Origin of the sequence: Clostridioides sp. GD02367 (genome assembly GCF_045900275.1) — a bacterium.
Classification (GTDB): domain Bacteria; phylum Bacillota; class Clostridia; order Peptostreptococcales; family Peptostreptococcaceae; genus Clostridioides; species Clostridioides difficile_A.
The window spans coordinates 161,220-178,467 of record NZ_JBJODK010000006.1 but is presented as its reverse complement, the minus strand read 5'-3'; the positions used below and the strand labels follow the sequence as shown (position 1 = coordinate 178,467).

The following is a 17,248-nucleotide window of genomic DNA, read 5'->3' as shown; positions in this document are numbered from 1 at the left end:
AGCAGTATATCGTGTTATTATTTCCTATTTTTATATAATACCACATTTTTTTTAAATAACAAATCCTCCATTTGGGCTAATTACCTGACCAGTGATAAAATTTGATTTATCTGATGCTAAGAAAATAGCACAATTTGCTATATCGTCTGGAGTACCTAGCCTCATTAGTGGAGTTTCTTCTACAAGAACATTTATATATTCACTATTATATTCAGATAGCATGTCAGTATTAATGACTCCTGGAGCTATACTATTTATCCTAATATTTGATGGTCCAACTTCTTTAGCTAATGCCTTTGTCATACCTATTATACCTGCTTTTGTTATAGAATAATGCACTTCACAAGAAGCACCTGATATTCCCCAAATCGAAGATATATTAATTATATTCCCTTTTTTTTCTGATATCATGTATTTTAAAGCCACTTGTGAACAATAAAAACATCCTTTTAAGTTAATATTCATCATCCTATCCCAGTCTTCATCAGTTATATCTGTAAATAACTTGTCTTGACTTATACCAGCATTATTTACAAGTACATCCAATCCACCAAATTCTTTTACACAGTAATCTATCATATTCTCTACTTCTACTCTATTTGAAACATCTGCTTTAAAAAGTTTTACATAGGAATTTTTTTCACTTAATTTAGTATATAACTCATTAGCTTCATCTTCTGACTTATTAAAATTTATTAATACATTATATCCTTCTTTTGCAAAAGCTTCAGACATAGCTTTACCAATACCTCTAGCTCCTCCTGTAATTAAAACTGTTTTATTTATCATAAATACTTTTCTCCTTTATTATAACCAATTTCATATTTTATACAAAACAAACTGCCTCTTTAAAGAAAATATTTTCCATAAAAAGACAGCTCTTATTTTGCTAATGTTTATTCTGTTTTACCAATATTTCCGCCAGTTCCAGATGGAGTTTCTCCATTTCCTCCTGAACTTGAACCTCCTGAATTATCTCCACTATTTCCTGAGTTTGAGCCTCCTGAGTTATCTCCATTTCCGCCCGAATTTGAACCTCCTGAGTTATCTCCATTATCTCCTGAGTTACTGCCATTATTTCCTGAGTTTCCGCCACTATTTCCTGAGTTTGAGCCTCCTGAGTTACTACCATTATTTCCTGAATTTCCTCCACTGTTTCCTGAGTTTGAGCCTCCTGAGTTACTACCATTATTTCCTGAGTTTGAACCAGGTGTTTTTGTATCATCATCAGGTGTTGTTGGTGTTTTGTCTGGTGTTGTTGGTGTCTGTGTATTTGATTTTTCTGAGCCTTTACTCACATATAGGTTTATCTCATCACCCTCTTGAGCTCTTGATGAACTAGCTCCTGGACTTTGATTTAAAACTGTACCTTCTTTATATATTGAACTATACTCATACTTAACTGTTCCCACTTTTAAATTATTTTCTTCAATAAGTTGTTTTGCATTACTCAAAGTGAGTCCTACTACATTAGGAACAGAAGCTTGATTTGCACCTTTACTTACAACAACATTTATAGTATCACCCTTCTTAACATTTGTACTTCCTCCTTCAGGTGTCTGTGATATTATACAGTTTTCATCTACTTCACTACTATATTCTTCACTTTTTACACTTAAGGATAATCCTTCTTTTTCAACAGTACTTTGAGCTTCTTCTAAAGTCATATTTACAAGATTAGGAACACTTAAAGACTTATTCCCAAATCCTCCTGCAAATAAAAATTTATATGCTAAGAATACTTGAGCACATAATATCACTATTAAAATAGCAGCTATTACTTTTAATCTTTTTCTAGACTTTGGACTTTCCTGTTTTTCCTTCTTTTTCTTAGCCCTCTTACTTGGAGTATTCTTCGGTTTCTGATTCTTCTTAGCTCTCATTATCTCTTCCTCATCTTCATCTTCATCATCATCGTCTTCATAAAAATCATCGTAGTAATCATCATCTTCATCCAAATCAGCAACTTCAACAGGCTTGACTACTTTTTCGGGAGCTGGCTTTGCAAGTATTGGATTTACAACTTTATTAATTTCCTTTTCATCAATTTTCTTAGTTGCAAAATCATCATATTCTTTTATAAAATCTAAATCGATATTTTTTTCTATATACTCAATGTCTTCTATCAATTCCTCAGCAGATTGGTATCTATCTGCACTAGATTTTTCTGTAAGCTTTTTTATTGTAGTTCTTACACTTTGTGGAATCCTAACCTTTTCTTCTGATGTAAAATCTATATCATCATTAATATGTTGAAGAGCTATAGAAATTGGACTATCTCCTCTAAATGGAACTTTTCCTATCAACATTTCATATAAGACTATACCTAAAGAATACAAGTCAGCATTATTAGTTACAAATTTACCTTTGGCTTGTTCTGGTGAAAAATAATGTACTGAACCAATTATACTCCCAATATTGGTCATTGTTGAGTTTGAGACAGCTTTAGCTATACCAAAATCAGCTACTTTTACTACTCTTCCTTCATTGGATATGAGAATATTATGAGGTTTTATATCTCTATGTATAATCCCCTTTTTATGCGCAGCACTAAGTGCCATAGCTATTTGTTTTGTTATATCTAATGCAGTATATTCATCTAATGTACCTTCATCTTGTATAATCTCTTTTAAGTTCTTACCATCTACAAACTCCATTACAATGTAGTGAACTTTTCCATCTTCACCAACATCATAAACATTTACTATATTTGGATGAGAAAGACTCGCTACTGCCTCTGCCTCTCTTTTAAATTTTGTTAAAAATTCATCATCATCAACAAATTCAGGTCTAAGTACCTTGAGCGCAACGGTCCTATTTAATAACCTGTCTTTAGCCTCATATACAAAGGCCATACCTCCATCACCAATCTTTCTGATGATTTCATATCGATTTCCTAAAATTGTATCTCCCACAATATCACCGTCCTAATTATACTTTTATCACTATAACCGAAACATTATCTTTACCAGAAACATCATTGGCCATACTTATCAATTCTTCACTTATATTACTAATTCTCTCGTATTCATAATCTAATATTAAATCTCTTATATCTTCATCGTCAATAAACCCAGTTAATCCATCTGTCGCAAGAAGTATTATATCACTTTTTTTAATTTCTTTCTTAAAAATATCTACAACAACCATATCATCTGTTCCAATTGCTCTAGTTATTCTATTCCTTTGTGGATGCCTTCTTGCCTCCTCTTCTGTAATAACATGAGCCATCATAAGTTCTTCAACCACGGAATGGTCTATAGTTATTTTATCAAATTTTTCACCTGTTAACAAATAACATCTGCTATCTCCAACATTTGCCACATATAAGACATTATTATACACTATAGCTGTAACTAATGTAGTTCCCATTCCTTCAAATTCTATATCTTCCATAGATTTTTTGTGCACAATTGAGTTTACATTATTATAAGCCTGTTTTAATATATCATCTATATAGTCTATTTTTACATTATCATGCTGTAATAAGTTTTCTTTTAGAAAATCAATTATATTTTCTACTGCTAATTTACTGGCAACCTCACCTTTTTTATGACCGCCCATTCCATCAGCTATGGCAAATATTCCTATTGGACCATGTTCTGTATCTATAACTTCTCCCTCACAATAGTCTTCATTGTTTTTTCTTATTTTACCTATATGGGAGGCACAACTATAAACCATACGACTTCCTCCTTACAAATTACTTGTATTTTCTTCTCAATTGCCCACAAGCTCCACTAATATCAGAACCCATAGACATTCTAACTGTGGCAGGTATATTATTTTTCTCTAAACTATCCCTAAACTTATAAATAAATGCTTTATCAGGCTTTTCATATTCTCTTTCTTCGACTTTATTTATTGGAATTAAATTCACATGGCAAAGCATACCTTTTAGGAGCTTAGCTAATGCCCTTGCTTCTTGTTCTGAGTCATTTACTCCTTTTATAAGAGAATATTCAAATGTGACCCTTCTATTCGTCTTTTTTATATAATATCTACATGCATCCAATATTTCTTTAATGGAGTAAGCATTGGCTACAGGCATAATTTTTCGCCTTTCTTCGTCATATGGTGAATGAAGTGATAAAGCTAAATTTATAGCTATTTTTAAGTCTGCCAATTCATACATTTTAGGTACTATCCCACAAGTTGAAAGAGTTATGTGTCTATACCCTATATTAAGTCCATTTTTTTCATTAATTATCTTTAAAAATTGTTTTGTGTTTTCAAAATTATCAAGTGGCTCGCCACTTCCCATCAATACAAGATTTGATACTCTCTTTCCAGTATCTTCTTGAATTTTAATAACTTGGTCTAAAATCTCCCAAGGTTCTAAATTTCTAATCAATCCATCCATTGTAGATGCACAGAAATTACATCCCATTCTACAACCCACTTGATTAGAAATACAGACAGTAACCCTACTATCATAATCCATCATCACAGTTTCTATTATATTTCCATCATCTAATAAAAACAAATATTTTTTTGTACCATCTACTTTAGACTCTAATTTTAATTCTATATCTATATGTCCTATACATGAGACTTCCTCTAATTTATTTCTCAAACTTTTTGGTATATTATTCATATCATCAAAAGTTTTTGCACCCTTATATATCCAGGCAAATATTTGACTTCCTCTAAAAGGCTTTTCATCTATAGTTTTCATAAATTCTTTAAGTTCATCTTCAGTAAAATTTTTTAATACTACCTTTTTCTTTTCCATTATCTTCACTACCTTATTCTCTTTAATTTTGCTATGAAAAAACCATCTATTCCATGAATATTAGGATATATCTTTAAATATCCTTTATCTTGATTATCCAAGTCTACATTTATTGTATCAATTGGAGTTAATTCAAAATTATTATTGTCTTCAATAAAAGAAGTAATTATATTTATATTTTCCACATCTTGAATTGTACATGTACTATATACTAAATTTCCACCAATCTTAACATACTTTGATGCATTTTCTAAAATTTGCTTTTGTATAGAAGTAATATCTTTTAATTCTTCTTCTTTCTTGTACTTAATTTCTGGCTTACGTCTTATTATGCCAAGGCCAGAACAAGGAACATCTGCCAAAACATAATCGAATTTACTTATACTATTTTCATCAATTTCAGAAGCATCAAACTTTTCTACATATACATTTTTAATACCTAGCCTATTTACAGTAGCTTTTATAAGCTTTAATTTGTGGTCAAAAATGTCTCTAGCTATTACTTCACCAGTATTATTCATCAAAGTAGCTAAGTGAGTAGATTTTCCACCAGGAGCACTACATACATCCAAAACAGATGAATCTTCTTTTGGATTAATTACTTTCCCTACTATCATAGAACTTATATCTTGAATTGTAAATAAACCAGCCTTAAATAATTCATTTTTTTCTATATTCTTCATTTTTTCGACTTTAATAGCTTCTTCTACCATAGGAACTTTAAAACATACAATACCCATTGCATTTAATTTTTCAATAAGTTCTTCTCTACTTGTTTTAAGTGTATTTGTTCTTATATAGATACTCGGCTTTTCATTGTTTGCTTCCAATAAATCTTCAGTAAATTCTTGTCCAAAATTATCCATCCAATTTTTTATAATCCAAGAATTATAAGAATACTTTATAGATAGGTATTTTACACTATCTTCCTCAGTTATGTCCATTATAGTATCTTTACTTCTTATTTCATTTCTAAGAATAGCATTTATGAAACCAGAAGATTTTTTATCGTATTTCTTAGCTAATTTTACAGTTTCATTAACTGCTGCATAATCTGATATACTATCCAAAAATAAAATTTGATATGTTCCCATTCTTAAAAAGATTTTAACATAAGTTGACATTTTTTTTACTTTTATTTTTGAAAGTTTATTGATTATGTAATCTAAATAATACTTATTTTCTATTACTCCATAGATTAATTCTGTTGCAAGTCCTCTATCCATATCACTTATTTCTAAGTTTTTAAAATGTTTGTTTATTGCAATATTTGAATAGTTATTGTTTTTCTCTATATCGCATAATACTTTAAATCCAATTTCTCTTGCGTCCATATAAATTTCTCCCTTTTATTAAACATAAAAAAGGGTTGTTTCTAAACAACCCACTTTACTTTTAGTCATCTCTTCTTTGAGCTATTAGTAACAATCTAAGTAATTGAAGTATTGAAACCAATGCTGCTGCAACATATGTTAAAGCAGCTGCTGAAAGTACTTTTCTACTTTGTCTTGACTCACTTTCATCTATAATCCCTAAATTTCCAAGTTGAACAATTGCTCTACTTGAAGCATTAAATTCTACAGGTAATGTTATTATCTGAAATAATACTGAAGCTGAAAACAATAGTATCCCAATTTTTAAAAACGGACCAGCCATAATAAATCCTATAAATATTAGAAACCAAGATATACTTGATGCAAAATTTACTACTGGCACTAAGCTACTTCTTATTTGAAGAGGAGCATAACCTTTAGCATGCTGCATTGCATGACCACACTCATGTGCAGCTACTGCAACAGAAGTTATAGAAGAACCATAATATACATCTTCTGATAACCTTACTACCTTTCTTCTTGGGTCATAGTGGTCACTTAAATGACCTCTAACCATTTCTATACTTACATCATATAGACCATTTGAATCAAGTACTCTTCTTGCTGTTTGTTCTCCAGTATATCCTCGACGTGTTTTTACTCTCAAATACTTATTTGTTGTTGAACTCACTTTAAATTGCGCATATGCAGTGAATAGTATAGCTGGAATTAATATAATCATCGTAGGGTCAAATCCCCAAAACCCGCCATATACAGGGTACATAAATAACACTCTCCTAAAATATATTTTTACACATCCTCTTAATATTCATATAGCTTAAAAACAGTTTAATTACAAGTTAGTTTATTTTCCTGTTAAAAAATCTATAGCTTTTTCAATATCTATCATATCTACATTAGTATTTACACAAGGTCCATTAGGTCTTTTGTTAAATACACCTAAAACAGGAATTTTTTTTATATCTTGTATTCCAGATGTTAAATCTCTTTCACATGCAACAGCTATAACAGCTTTAGGTTTATTGTCTATTATAATCTTTCTAGCTAAAGTTCCACCTGTAGCTACAAAAATTTTTACTTTACTTTTCTTCTTTAACTTAGTTAATTCTCCTATGTTGCATCTTCCACATTCTTTACAATTATCTATATCATTAGTAACTTTTAATTTACAACTATTCTCTTGAATACAATGAGGTATTAAAATTATTATATCCTCTGGATTAAAATTATATTTATTACTGTATATATATTCATTATTTAACTTTATATATATCCTTCTAATCTCACTTTTTGACATACCAAATGATGATGCAATGAAAGATACAATAGGAAATAAGCAACTGGCAATCTTAAAGTTTATTTTCATTATATTTGAGTTAACATTCTTACCTTTAATTACTCTATAAGTAATTATTGTTGAACATAGTATTATAAGTATTAGTGATATTATTATAATATTTATTGCTAAAGAAAATATTTGAGTTAAACTCATTATAAAAAAGTTTACAACTCCTATTAAAATCCCTAATATTAAAATTAAAATCCCAACACTTGTTAAATACTTCCTTATATCTGTCATAGTTTTCACCTAACCCAATACTAAACCAGTTTCTATAGTATTCCCTTTTATATATTCACCAACCAACATTCTCTTTTTATTTGGCATCTGAATTTCTTCAATTAAAAGTACCTTATCTTTAGTACTAACTTTTATACCATCTTTATTTACATCAATTATTGTACCTGCATTTTTTGTACTTTTTTCATCTAATACTTTAGTTTTCCAAATTTTCATTGTAACACCATTATAAGTAGTATAAGCACTTGGCCATGGATTTACACCTCTAATTAAATTGTGTATTTCCATAGCATTTTTTGAAAAATCTATATTTCCTAATGATTTATTCATTATTGGGGCATAAGAAAATTCTTCATGGTTTTGCACCTCTCTTGGTGCAGTGCCTTCTTCAATTAACTTTAATGTTTCCTTTAAAGTTTCTGCACCTATATTCATCATTTTATCATGAAGTTCTCCTGCTGTTATATTTTCATCAAGATTTACTTCTGTTTTTAATATCATGTCTCCAGTATCTAAACCTTCATCCATGTACATAGTTGTAACACCAGTCTTTTCCTCACCGTTTATTATTACCCAATTTATAGGTGCAGCACCTCTATATTTTGGAAGTAAAGACACATGAACATTTATACATCCAAGTTTAGGAATTTCTAGTATCTCTTTTGGAAGTATCTGTCCAAAAGCTACAACTACTACTACATCTGGATTTAAAGATTTCATTGTATCTATAAATTCTTCATCTCTAGCTTTGATTGGTTGATATACAGGTATATTATTTTCAATTGCAAGCTCTTTTACTGGACTCATTCCCAGTTTTTTACCTCTTCCTTTTGGTTTGTCTGGCTGAGTTACAACACCTAATATATCATACTTTTCATCTATTATTTTTTGTAAACAAGGAACAGCTATATCAGGTGTCCCCATAAATACTATTTTCATTAAATCAACTCCTACTACTTTTCTATTCTGTCAACAAATAAAATTCCATCTAAATGGTCTATCTCATGACAAAATGCTCTAGCTAAAAGTTCTTCCCCTTCTAACTCTATAGTTTCACCATTTCTATTTAAAGCTCTAACTTTTACATAATTTGGTCTTCGAACATCTCCAGCTTCTCCAACAACACTTAAACATCCTTCCTCATCTATTTGCTCTCCAGATGTTTCTATTATTTCAGGATTTATAAGTTCTATAAGTTCTTCTCCAATATCTATTACTACTACTCTTTTTAAAATTCCAACTTGAGGTGCAGCTAATCCAACACCATCAGCATCATACATAGTTTCTGCCATATCATCTAATAATTGTATTATTTTTTCATCAATTTTTTCAACCTTTTTTGATTTCTTTCTTAATACTGGTTCTCCTATTTGAACTATTTGTCTTAAAGCCATTATATTTCCTCCTAAATTTATAATACACTGTTTGGATTAATATCTATAGATACATTGATATCCTTATCAAATATCAAATCTCGTTTTGTTATACATATATATTTTATTATACCCTTTAACAGATTAATTTCAATATTTTCATCTTTAAAGAGTATCTGCCATCGATAATTTTGATTTATTTTTGATATTGAACATGGGTTTGGACCTAATATAAATCCTAAATCATTTATACCCCTTTTTTCTAATAAATAAATCAATGATGCATGCATATTTTTTATATTTTTTATTACTAACCTTTCATTTTCCCCACTAACAACTACACTCAACATGTTATTAAAAGGAGAATATCCAAACGCTTTTCTTATTTTTATCTCATCTTCATAAAAACCCTCATAATCATATTCAATAGCATGCTTAATAGCATAGTGTTCAGTGTCATAGGTCTGAAGTACTACTTTTCCCTCTTTATCAGCTCTCCCCGCTCTTCCAGAGACTTGAGTTATCAACTGAAATGTAGTTTCAAAACTTTTAAAGTCTGGAAAATTTAATATCATATCTGCAGATAAAATACCCACTAAAGTTACATTATCAAAATCTAACCCTTTACTTAACATCTGCGTCCCAATAAGTACATCTGCTTCTTTATCTTTAAATTTATTTAGTATTTCATCTAAAGCACCTTTTTTTGAAGTTGTATCCTTATCCATTCGTAATGTTCTTACATCTGGAAAAATGCTTTTTAATTCTTCCTCAATCTTTTGAGTACCAACTCCAAAAGGTTTAACATAATGACTTTTACACTCAGGACACTCCTTTGGGATTTCTTTCTCATAACCACAATAGTGACATCTTCCAGTGTTACTTTTCTTATGATAAGTTAAAGATATATCACAATTTTCACATTGGAACACATACCCACACTTTCTACAAGATACAAAATTTGCATAACCTCTTCTATTTAAGAATAGTATAACTTGACTATGCTCTTCAATTGCACAACTTATTTCTTTTTGTAGTTTAAAACTGAATATACTCCTATTTCCCTTATTCAGTTCTTCTTTCATGTCTACAACTTCAATATTAGGAAGAGGTTTATCATTTGCTCTATTTTTTATATTTATGAGTTTGTATTCTCCAGATTTTGCTTTATAATATTCTTCAATTGAAGGAGTAGCTGAACCTAAAATAAGAGTTAAATTATTTTTTAATGCCATAAATCTAGCTACCTCTATGGCATTAAATTTTGGATTCTTCTCAGACTTATATGATGACTCATGAAATTCATCAATTATTATAAGTCCTAAAGAATTAAAAGGTGCAAATATAGCTGACCTAGCTCCAATTAAAATTCTTATTCTACCTGATTTTACAGCTTTATAGACATCGTGCTTTTCTCCTTCAGATAGTTTACTGTGAAACACTCCTACTAAATCACCAAATCTACTCTTCAACCTATCTATTGTTTGAGGAGTTAATGCTATTTCAGGAACTAAAAATATACTATCTAAACCTTGATTTAATGCGAATTCTATTATTTCCATATAAACTTCAGTTTTTCCACTTCCTGTTACACCATGAATTAAGTATGGTTTTTTATCATCCACAAACATATTCGACTTTATCTCATCAACCGCTTGTTGTTGCTCATTGTTTAATTTTATACTTTTTGATGTAGATTTGTAAATACTTTTTGGTTCTCTATAATAATCCTTAAACTCTAATGTTATTAACTTTTTTTTATTTAAAGAAGTTATACTTTGTCTTGAAGCATTTAATAAGTCTAATAAATCATTTATCTCTACATTTTCATTATTTTTAAGAAAACTTAATATCTCTTTTTGCTTGCTTCCCACATTTATTTTATTTTGTTCTATATAATCATCAATTTTATCACTTTCCAAGCTCAAAGATATATAACATACTTTCTTTTCATTTTTGTGGTTTTTGTATTCCCAACATAACTTTATAATTCCATTTTTATTCATCGTGTACAAAGAACTATTTAGATTTGGTATATATTTTAACTTATCAACCTTAATTTTTCCTTTACTATCAATTACTTTTTCTACTATTTCTCTATTTTTATCACTTAAGGTCAATATCTTTTCCTTTAATTGAGCTTCGTTTAACTCAATTAAATTTTCACCTAATAATATTACCTTATAATTATTTAATTTGTATCCTTTTGGATATATTAAATTTATACATTCTATATAAGTGCACAAATATCTATTTTTCATCCAATAAACCAATTCCAAGTCTTCTTCTCTAAATATTGGATTCTCATCTAATACATCAATTATTTCTTTTGTCTTTATTTTTTCTTCTAAATTGTCTGTAAATTGAAATACAAAGGCTTCTGTTGGTTTATTACCCCTTCCAAATGGCACTAATATTCTATGTCCAATTCTTATAGATTCCGATAAAAATACAGGAATTTGATATGTAAATAAATTATCTGTGTATATAGTATTACTTCTCACTATTACCTTTGCATATTTTTTCATTGTAAAACCTCTACTTAAATTTAATCTACTGTTCATATTCTAATATATTTTACAAAATGTCAAAAATCTCAGTATTTATAAAAAATTTCAAGTCATTAATAATATTAACTATATCTTAATAGTTAACTATTAATTATATTTTATACTTTATGGCAAAATAAATGCTGAAAACTACAATTTAACTGACATTTGCGAGTTTTTACTCGCTAAAATTAAATTGCAGCTTTCAGCTACTTTAGCTGTGATAAAATACACAAATATCATATTTAAAAAAGTTCTTATTTCTCAAGTAACGCTTTAATTTTATTTAAAATAACATTAGCTACTTCTTCTTTTTTCATTTTAGGATACTCAGTAATATTTCCTTCTACATCTATTATTTTTACAATATTAGTGTCAGTTCTAAAACCAGCACCTTCTTTAGTTAAATCATTTGCCACAATAAAATCTAGATTTTTCTTTTTTATTTTTCCTTTGGCATGTTCTATAAGGTCGTTAGTTTCAGCTGCAAATCCTACTAATATCCTGTCTTCTTTTATTTTTCCTATTTCATAAGCAATATCATAATTCCTACTTAGTTCTATTGATAAATCATCATTCTTCTTTTTAATCTTTTTGTCAGAATATGTCTTTGGTTTGTAATCTGCAACTGCTGCACTTTGAATTACTATTTTATTTTCACTTAGATTTGATACTACTGCTTCATACAAATCCTGTGCTGACTCTATTTTTACAAATTTTTTAAGGTTTTGTGGGATAGAAAGATTTGTAGGACCTGATATTAATGTTACATCAGCGCCTCTATATATAGCTTCTCTTGCTATAGAATATCCCATTTTCCCAGAAGACCTATTAGTTAAATATCTTACTGGGTCTATACTTTCTACAGTTGGACCAGCTGTAACTATAATACTTTGACCTTTTAAATCTTGTTCTTTAGTCATATTAGCTAAGACTTCTTCCACTATTACATCTGGATTAGCCAATTTACCTGCTCCAATATCTCCACATGCAAGTCTTCCACTTTCTGGTTCAATAAATTTATACCCAAAGTCCTTTAAAGTTTGAATATTTTTTTGGACAATTGGATTTTCATACATATTAGTATTCATAGCTGGCGCTATCAAAACTTGTGCTTTAGTTGCCATAACAGTAGTTGTCAACATATCATCAGCTATACCATTTGCAATTTTTCCTATAATATTTGCACTTGCTGGCACTATTAAGAATAAATCTGCCTTTTTTGCTAATGATATATGCTCAACTTCCCAAGTCTTTGGTTCTTCAAACATATCTTCTACTACATAATTTTGACTTAGCGATTGAAGTGTAAGTGGTTTAACAAATTCTGTTGCCGATTTTGTCATTATAACATGGATATTTGCATTTAGTTTTTTTAACTTACTTACAACATCACAAGCTTTATATGCAGCTATTCCGCCGCTTATGCCAATTACAACAGTTTTATCTTTTAGCATGACCTTACTCCTCTTCTGAAATTTGTTTGTGTTGCTCAGCGTGGTGTCTAGCTTCTTCTATCTCGATTTCTTCTTCTGTTAACAATCTATATGTTATTTTTCCACTTGCAACTTCCTTAGTAGCTACACATACAGGCTTCTCTTTAGCTTTATTTGAAACGTATGGTTCTTCTCCATCAATTAATTTTCTTGCTCTCTTTGAAACAGTCCCTACTAAATAGTATCTGTTGTCTATTTTTTCTAGTACCTCATTGATAGATGGTTTTAACATAATTATAATTCCTCCTTGAATTTCTCTATTATAATATTTTTATATCTGCTAACTTTATTCTTTTCAGATGATATTATACCTTCTATTTCTTTAGCAGATGTTTTTACATCTTCATTAAATATAAAATAATCATAATCCTTAATCATTTTAATCTCTTCATATGCACAACTAAATCTCTTTTCTATTTCAGATTCTGTTTCTGTACCTCTTCCAACAATTCTATTTTTTAGTTCTTCAAGTGATGGTGGTAGTACAAATATAAATACTCCCTCTGGGCAAACTTCTTTTATTTGTTTTGCTCCTTGCATTTCAATCTCTAATAGCACATCCTGCCCTTTTTCTAAACATTCCATTATTGCTGCTTTTGGAGTTCCATAAAAGTTATCATAAATTTGAGCATACTCCAAAAACTCACCTTTTTTTATCATTTCTTCAAATTTTTCCTTACTTATGAAAAAATAATTTACTCCATCAACTTCTCCAGTCCTTGGTTTTCTTGTAGTAGCTGATACAGAAAGTTTTATTGTATCATTTTCTTTAAGTAGTTCTTTGCAAATAGTACCTTTTCCTGCACCTGATGGTCCTGATACAACTAGCAATAATCCTTTTTTCGCAAACATTTAAGCATTCCCCTTCTAATATTGTATTCTTACTCTATATTTTGTATTTGTTCTCTTATTTTTTCTAATTCACTTTTTACTTCCACTACTAAATTAGTTATATTTATATCAGATGACTTTGAGCCTATAGTATTAGTCTCTCTGTTCATCTCTTGTATTAAGAAATCTATTTTTCTACCTATAGAATCATCTTTAAATATAGTGTTTTTAAGTTGACCTATATGACTTTTAAATCTAACTATTTCTTCTGTTATACTGCTTTTATCTGCATATATTGCAACTTCTTGTGCTAATCTATTCTCATCCATTATGCTTGGGTCATCCAATAATTCACTTATTCTCAAATTCAATTTTTCTCTATAATCTTCTACAACACTACTTGAATATTTTTCAATTTCTTCTATATGAGTTTTTAATAAATCACATCTCATAGTAATATCTTCTGCTAATTTTTTACCTTCTTCGCTTCTCATTTCTTTTAATTTTATTAATGCATCTTCAACAGCTTGATTCAACATTGACCATAATAAATCTTCATCATCTTCTTTTTCTTCTATTTTTACAATATCAGGAAACCTTGCAACATTCATAACACTAATATCATCTATAATATCGAATTTATTTTTTATTCCTTTTAGTATCTCTATATATTGAGAAGCTAGTCCTTCATCAAAGTTTAAGTTTACATCTTCTTTGCCTAATAAGTCAAATTTTATGTATAAATCTACTCTTCCTCTTTTTACATAATTTTTTACTAAATTTCTAACTTTATCCTCTAAAAATGAAATTTTTCTTGGAAGACGTATATTTATATCTGAATACTTATGATTTATTGTTTTACATTCCACTAAAAAATAATAATTGTCATCTTTGTATTCCCCTCTTCCAAAACCAGTCATACTTATAGCCATTAATTAATCCTCCAAAACACCTTCACATATTTTTACTGCTGGACCTGTCATATAAGAGAACTCTCCTACATCTATTTTAACTGTTCCTCCTTGAGAAGTTACATTTACTCTACTTTCTACCATGTTAAGTAAATTGCATACTATTGCTGATGCAGTCATACCAGTCCCACATCCTAAAGTATATCCACAACCTCTCTCCCAAGTGTAAACATGTATATTATACTTATCTTCTACCTTTACAAAATTTACATTCGTTTTTTCAGGAAATATTTTATTATTTTCAATCTCTTTTCCATATTTACAAACATCATCTACATCTAGCTCATCTACTATAACTACTGTATGGGGAACCCCCATCAACATAGAAGTAAGCATAAAATCCCTATCTAGAACTTTTATACTTTCTTGTACAAAACGCTCTCTATCTGTAGATACTGGAACATCTTTAGCTATAAAACTTCCTTTTCCCATATTAACTCTTATGGAATTTATTTCACCATTTGTAAGATTTATTTTTATATCTTTAATGCCATCCAATGTATCTACTGTAAAATTTTCTTTTTTTACTATTCCATTATCATAAACAAATTTACAAAAACATCTAAGACCATTTCCACACATGGCTGCTCTTGAGCCATCAGAATTGTAATATACCATTTCTACATCTGCAACTTTTGAATCTTTTACGACTAATAAGCCATCCGCTCCTACAGAAAATCTTCTATGGCATACTTTTTTTGCTAAAGCAGTATAATTTGATGAATCTATATTGTCGAATCTTCCATCTACTGCAATAAAATCATTACCTATTCCATGTAGTTTCCAAAATTTCATAAGTATCGCTCCTTTGTAAATTAACACTTAAACTATTATAACATAAAAAAATTCCCATAAACTTATAATTTATGGGAAAAGTTTTGTAATGACAACTATAATTTGAGGATGTGAGGGAGAGTTGCCATTACAATTAGGGTAATTATATTATGTTTTTAAGCTAGTTCTTTCTATGTTTATATAATAATATTTCTATATGAATTTTATGTATGTTTTATTTAAACTATCTATGAATTTTATAATTAAATTTCTAATAACTATCTATAATTCTCTTTTTTAGATTTATATTAACATACACCTATTAACTCTTTAAGTGTTTTTAAAACATAGTCTAAATCTTCTTTCGTAATATCTACATGAGTTACAAATCTATACTCACCATTTTCCATTTTATTAATTTTTATATTTCTGTCAAAAAGTTCTTTTATTAAAACATCCTCTTTTATAACATCTTCACTCATTTTAAAGAATACCATGCTTATATCTGGATTAATGTTGTTTACTTCAATGCCATCTATTTTATTTAATTCACAGGCTAAATACTTTGCATTTTCGTGGTCTTCATTTAATCTTAATGTCATTTTTTCAATGGCAATGATACCAGCAGCTGCAACTATACCAACTTGTCTCATTCCACCACCCATAACTTTTTGCTTTCTTCTAGCTTTTGCTATGAATTCTTTACTTCCAGCAAGTATAGAGCCCATTGGTGCAGCTAAACCTTTTGATACACAGAACATAACACTATCACAATACTTTGCCATTTCTTTAGCTTCTATACCTAAAGTTAAGGCAGCATTAAATAATCTTGCTCCATCAAGATGTACTGGTAAGTTGTGTTTCTCAGCTATCTTTTTAATCTCTTTTAAATTTTCAAGGCTCACAACAGTTCCGCCTGAATACGCATTTTCCACACATATAAGACCTGTTTGTGGTTCATGTATGTCATCTCTTCTAATTGCCTTTTCAACAAGTTCAGGATTAAGAGCTCCATTTTCATCTTCATCTATAGTTCTAAGTTGAACTCCAGCTATTACAGCAGGTGCTCCAACTTCATGAGTTACAATATGATAACCTTTACCAATAATGATTTCTTGTCCTCTTAGACAGTGAGTAAATAAAGCTAGTTGATTTCCAAAAGTTCCACTTGGAAGAAAAATAGCATCTTCTTTTCCAACTTTAGCTGCTGCTAATTCTTCAAGTTTATTTACAGTTGGGTCATCCCTAAAGATTGAATCTCCAACAGGAGCCTTTGCCATAGCTTCTCTCATTTCATCAGTAGGCATAGTAACAGTATCACTTCTTAAATCAATAAATTTCATTTTTTCAACCTTCTTTCATAATTTATATACTATTACACTTTAAAATTGATTTATTTTTTAAAGCTTATATATAATAACTTATACTTTACACAATAATTATACTATATTTATTTTACATTTAATCAACTTTAAATTATTAATTTTAAAATATAGTATTTCCTTTCATAATAAGCATAAATAATTATTCAATTTAAATATTACTATCTTGTTTAAATTTCCCCTAGTCACAAAGCATATATTATGTGTATAATTAATTTACTGAC

The 17,248-nt window shown here is 29.2% G+C and carries 16 protein-coding genes; all 16 read right to left on the bottom strand.

Annotated elements, in window-relative coordinates; translation table 11 throughout:
* Positions 1 to 51 precede the first annotated feature (51 nt).
* A complete protein-coding gene (ymfI, locus tag Q3223_RS10430) occupies positions 52 to 789 on the bottom strand; it encodes an elongation factor P 5-aminopentanone reductase (RefSeq protein WP_407811940.1) in 738 nt (245 codons plus the stop codon).
* A gap of 107 nt (positions 790 to 896) precedes the next feature.
* The gene (gene prkC / locus Q3223_RS10425; RefSeq protein ID WP_407811939.1) at positions 897 to 2,915 is read right to left on the bottom strand and encodes a PASTA domain-containing Ser/Thr kinase PrkC; all 2,019 of its coding nucleotides are present in this window, start codon (positions 2,913 to 2,915) and stop codon (positions 897 to 899) included.
* 16 nt (positions 2,916 to 2,931) lie between these two features.
* Positions 2,932 to 3,684: a Stp1/IreP family PP2C-type Ser/Thr phosphatase gene (locus Q3223_RS10420; protein ID WP_054271159.1), complete on the bottom strand. Its 753-nt coding sequence runs from the start codon at positions 3,682 to 3,684 to the stop codon at positions 2,932 to 2,934.
* A gap of 19 nt (positions 3,685 to 3,703) precedes the next feature.
* Positions 3,704 to 4,735 carry a 23S rRNA (adenine(2503)-C(2))-methyltransferase RlmN gene (gene rlmN, locus Q3223_RS10415; RefSeq protein ID WP_074178555.1) on the bottom strand — a complete coding sequence of 344 codons (1,032 nt, stop codon included), beginning with the start codon at positions 4,733 to 4,735 and terminating at the stop codon, positions 3,704 to 3,706.
* An 8-nt stretch (positions 4,736 to 4,743) separates the two neighbouring features.
* Positions 4,744 to 6,069: a 16S rRNA (cytosine(967)-C(5))-methyltransferase RsmB gene (rsmB, locus tag Q3223_RS10410; protein WP_407811938.1), complete on the bottom strand. Its 1,326-nt coding sequence runs from the start codon at positions 6,067 to 6,069 to the stop codon at positions 4,744 to 4,746.
* Between the two features lie 61 nt (positions 6,070 to 6,130).
* Positions 6,131 to 6,832, bottom strand: coding sequence for a zinc metallopeptidase (locus tag Q3223_RS10405; protein WP_054271161.1), 702 nt, complete (start codon positions 6,830 to 6,832; stop codon positions 6,131 to 6,133).
* A gap of 81 nt (positions 6,833 to 6,913) precedes the next feature.
* Positions 6,914 to 7,648, bottom strand: coding sequence for a DUF116 domain-containing protein (locus Q3223_RS10400; RefSeq protein WP_054271162.1), 735 nt, complete (start codon positions 7,646 to 7,648; stop codon positions 6,914 to 6,916).
* A gap of 9 nt (positions 7,649 to 7,657) precedes the next feature.
* Entirely contained in the window at positions 7,658 to 8,587 is a 930-nt protein-coding gene (gene fmt / locus Q3223_RS10395) for a methionyl-tRNA formyltransferase (protein ID WP_167639611.1), read from the bottom strand.
* Between the two features lie 14 nt (positions 8,588 to 8,601).
* Complete coding sequence (gene def, locus Q3223_RS10390; protein ID WP_054271164.1) at positions 8,602 to 9,042, bottom strand: peptide deformylase; 441 nt, start codon at positions 9,040 to 9,042, stop codon at positions 8,602 to 8,604.
* 17 nt (positions 9,043 to 9,059) lie between these two features.
* Complete coding sequence (gene priA, locus Q3223_RS10385; RefSeq protein ID WP_407811937.1) at positions 9,060 to 11,549, bottom strand: primosomal protein N'; 2,490 nt, start codon at positions 11,547 to 11,549, stop codon at positions 9,060 to 9,062.
* A 278-nt stretch (positions 11,550 to 11,827) separates the two neighbouring features.
* Positions 11,828 to 13,027, bottom strand: a complete 1,200-nt coding sequence (gene coaBC / locus Q3223_RS10380; RefSeq protein WP_054271166.1) for a bifunctional phosphopantothenoylcysteine decarboxylase/phosphopantothenate--cysteine ligase CoaBC — start codon at positions 13,025 to 13,027, stop codon at positions 11,828 to 11,830.
* Positions 13,028 to 13,031: 4 nt separating this feature from the next.
* Positions 13,032 to 13,298, bottom strand: a complete 267-nt coding sequence (gene rpoZ / locus Q3223_RS10375) for a DNA-directed RNA polymerase subunit omega (protein ID WP_021385513.1) — start codon at positions 13,296 to 13,298, stop codon at positions 13,032 to 13,034.
* Between the two features lie 2 nt (positions 13,299 to 13,300).
* The gene (gene gmk / locus Q3223_RS10370) at positions 13,301 to 13,918 is read right to left on the bottom strand and encodes a guanylate kinase (protein WP_054271167.1); all 618 of its coding nucleotides are present in this window, start codon (positions 13,916 to 13,918) and stop codon (positions 13,301 to 13,303) included.
* Between the two features lie 29 nt (positions 13,919 to 13,947).
* Positions 13,948 to 14,829, bottom strand: a complete 882-nt coding sequence (locus Q3223_RS10365; protein ID WP_054277253.1) for a YicC/YloC family endoribonuclease — start codon at positions 14,827 to 14,829, stop codon at positions 13,948 to 13,950.
* Between the two features lie 3 nt (positions 14,830 to 14,832).
* Complete coding sequence (gene dapF, locus Q3223_RS10360) at positions 14,833 to 15,663, bottom strand: diaminopimelate epimerase (RefSeq protein ID WP_079770230.1); 831 nt, start codon at positions 15,661 to 15,663, stop codon at positions 14,833 to 14,835.
* 287 nt (positions 15,664 to 15,950) lie between these two features.
* Entirely contained in the window at positions 15,951 to 16,985 is a 1,035-nt protein-coding gene (gene ltaE, locus Q3223_RS10355) for a low-specificity L-threonine aldolase (protein ID WP_054277255.1), read from the bottom strand.
* Between the last annotated feature and the right edge of the window lie 263 nt (positions 16,986 to 17,248).

Excerpts from the sequence above, each read along its gene's own strand:
- ymfI (WP_407811940.1), bottom strand. The coding sequence starts at position 789 with ATGATAAATAAAACAGTTTTAATTACAGGAGGAGCTAGAGGTATTGGT.
- Q3223_RS10420 (WP_054271159.1), bottom strand. The coding sequence starts at position 3,684 with ATGGTTTATAGTTGTGCCTCCCATATAGGTAAAATAAGAAAAAACAAT.
- rlmN (WP_074178555.1), bottom strand. The coding sequence starts at position 4,735 with ATGGAAAAGAAAAAGGTAGTATTAAAAAATTTTACTGAAGATGAACTT.
- rsmB (WP_407811938.1), bottom strand. The coding sequence starts at position 6,069 with ATGGACGCAAGAGAAATTGGATTTAAAGTATTATGCGATATAGAGAAA.
- Q3223_RS10405 (WP_054271161.1), bottom strand. The coding sequence starts at position 6,832 with ATGTACCCTGTATATGGCGGGTTTTGGGGATTTGACCCTACGATGATT.
- Q3223_RS10400 (WP_054271162.1), bottom strand. The coding sequence starts at position 7,648 with ATGACAGATATAAGGAAGTATTTAACAAGTGTTGGGATTTTAATTTTA.
- fmt (WP_167639611.1), bottom strand. The coding sequence starts at position 8,587 with ATGAAAATAGTATTTATGGGGACACCTGATATAGCTGTTCCTTGTTTA.
- def (WP_054271164.1), bottom strand. The coding sequence starts at position 9,042 with ATGGCTTTAAGACAAATAGTTCAAATAGGAGAACCAGTATTAAGAAAG.
- priA (WP_407811937.1), bottom strand. The coding sequence starts at position 11,549 with ATGAAAAAATATGCAAAGGTAATAGTGAGAAGTAATACTATATACACA.
- coaBC (WP_054271166.1), bottom strand. The coding sequence starts at position 13,027 with ATGCTAAAAGATAAAACTGTTGTAATTGGCATAAGCGGCGGAATAGCT.
- rpoZ (WP_021385513.1), bottom strand. The coding sequence starts at position 13,298 with ATGTTAAAACCATCTATCAATGAGGTACTAGAAAAAATAGACAACAGA.
- gmk (WP_054271167.1), bottom strand. The coding sequence starts at position 13,918 with ATGTTTGCGAAAAAAGGATTATTGCTAGTTGTATCAGGACCATCAGGT.
- Q3223_RS10365 (WP_054277253.1), bottom strand. The coding sequence starts at position 14,829 with ATGGCTATAAGTATGACTGGTTTTGGAAGAGGGGAATACAAAGATGAC.
- dapF (WP_079770230.1), bottom strand. The coding sequence starts at position 15,663 with ATGAAATTTTGGAAACTACATGGAATAGGTAATGATTTTATTGCAGTA.
- ltaE (WP_054277255.1), bottom strand. The coding sequence starts at position 16,985 with ATGAAATTTATTGATTTAAGAAGTGATACTGTTACTATGCCTACTGAT.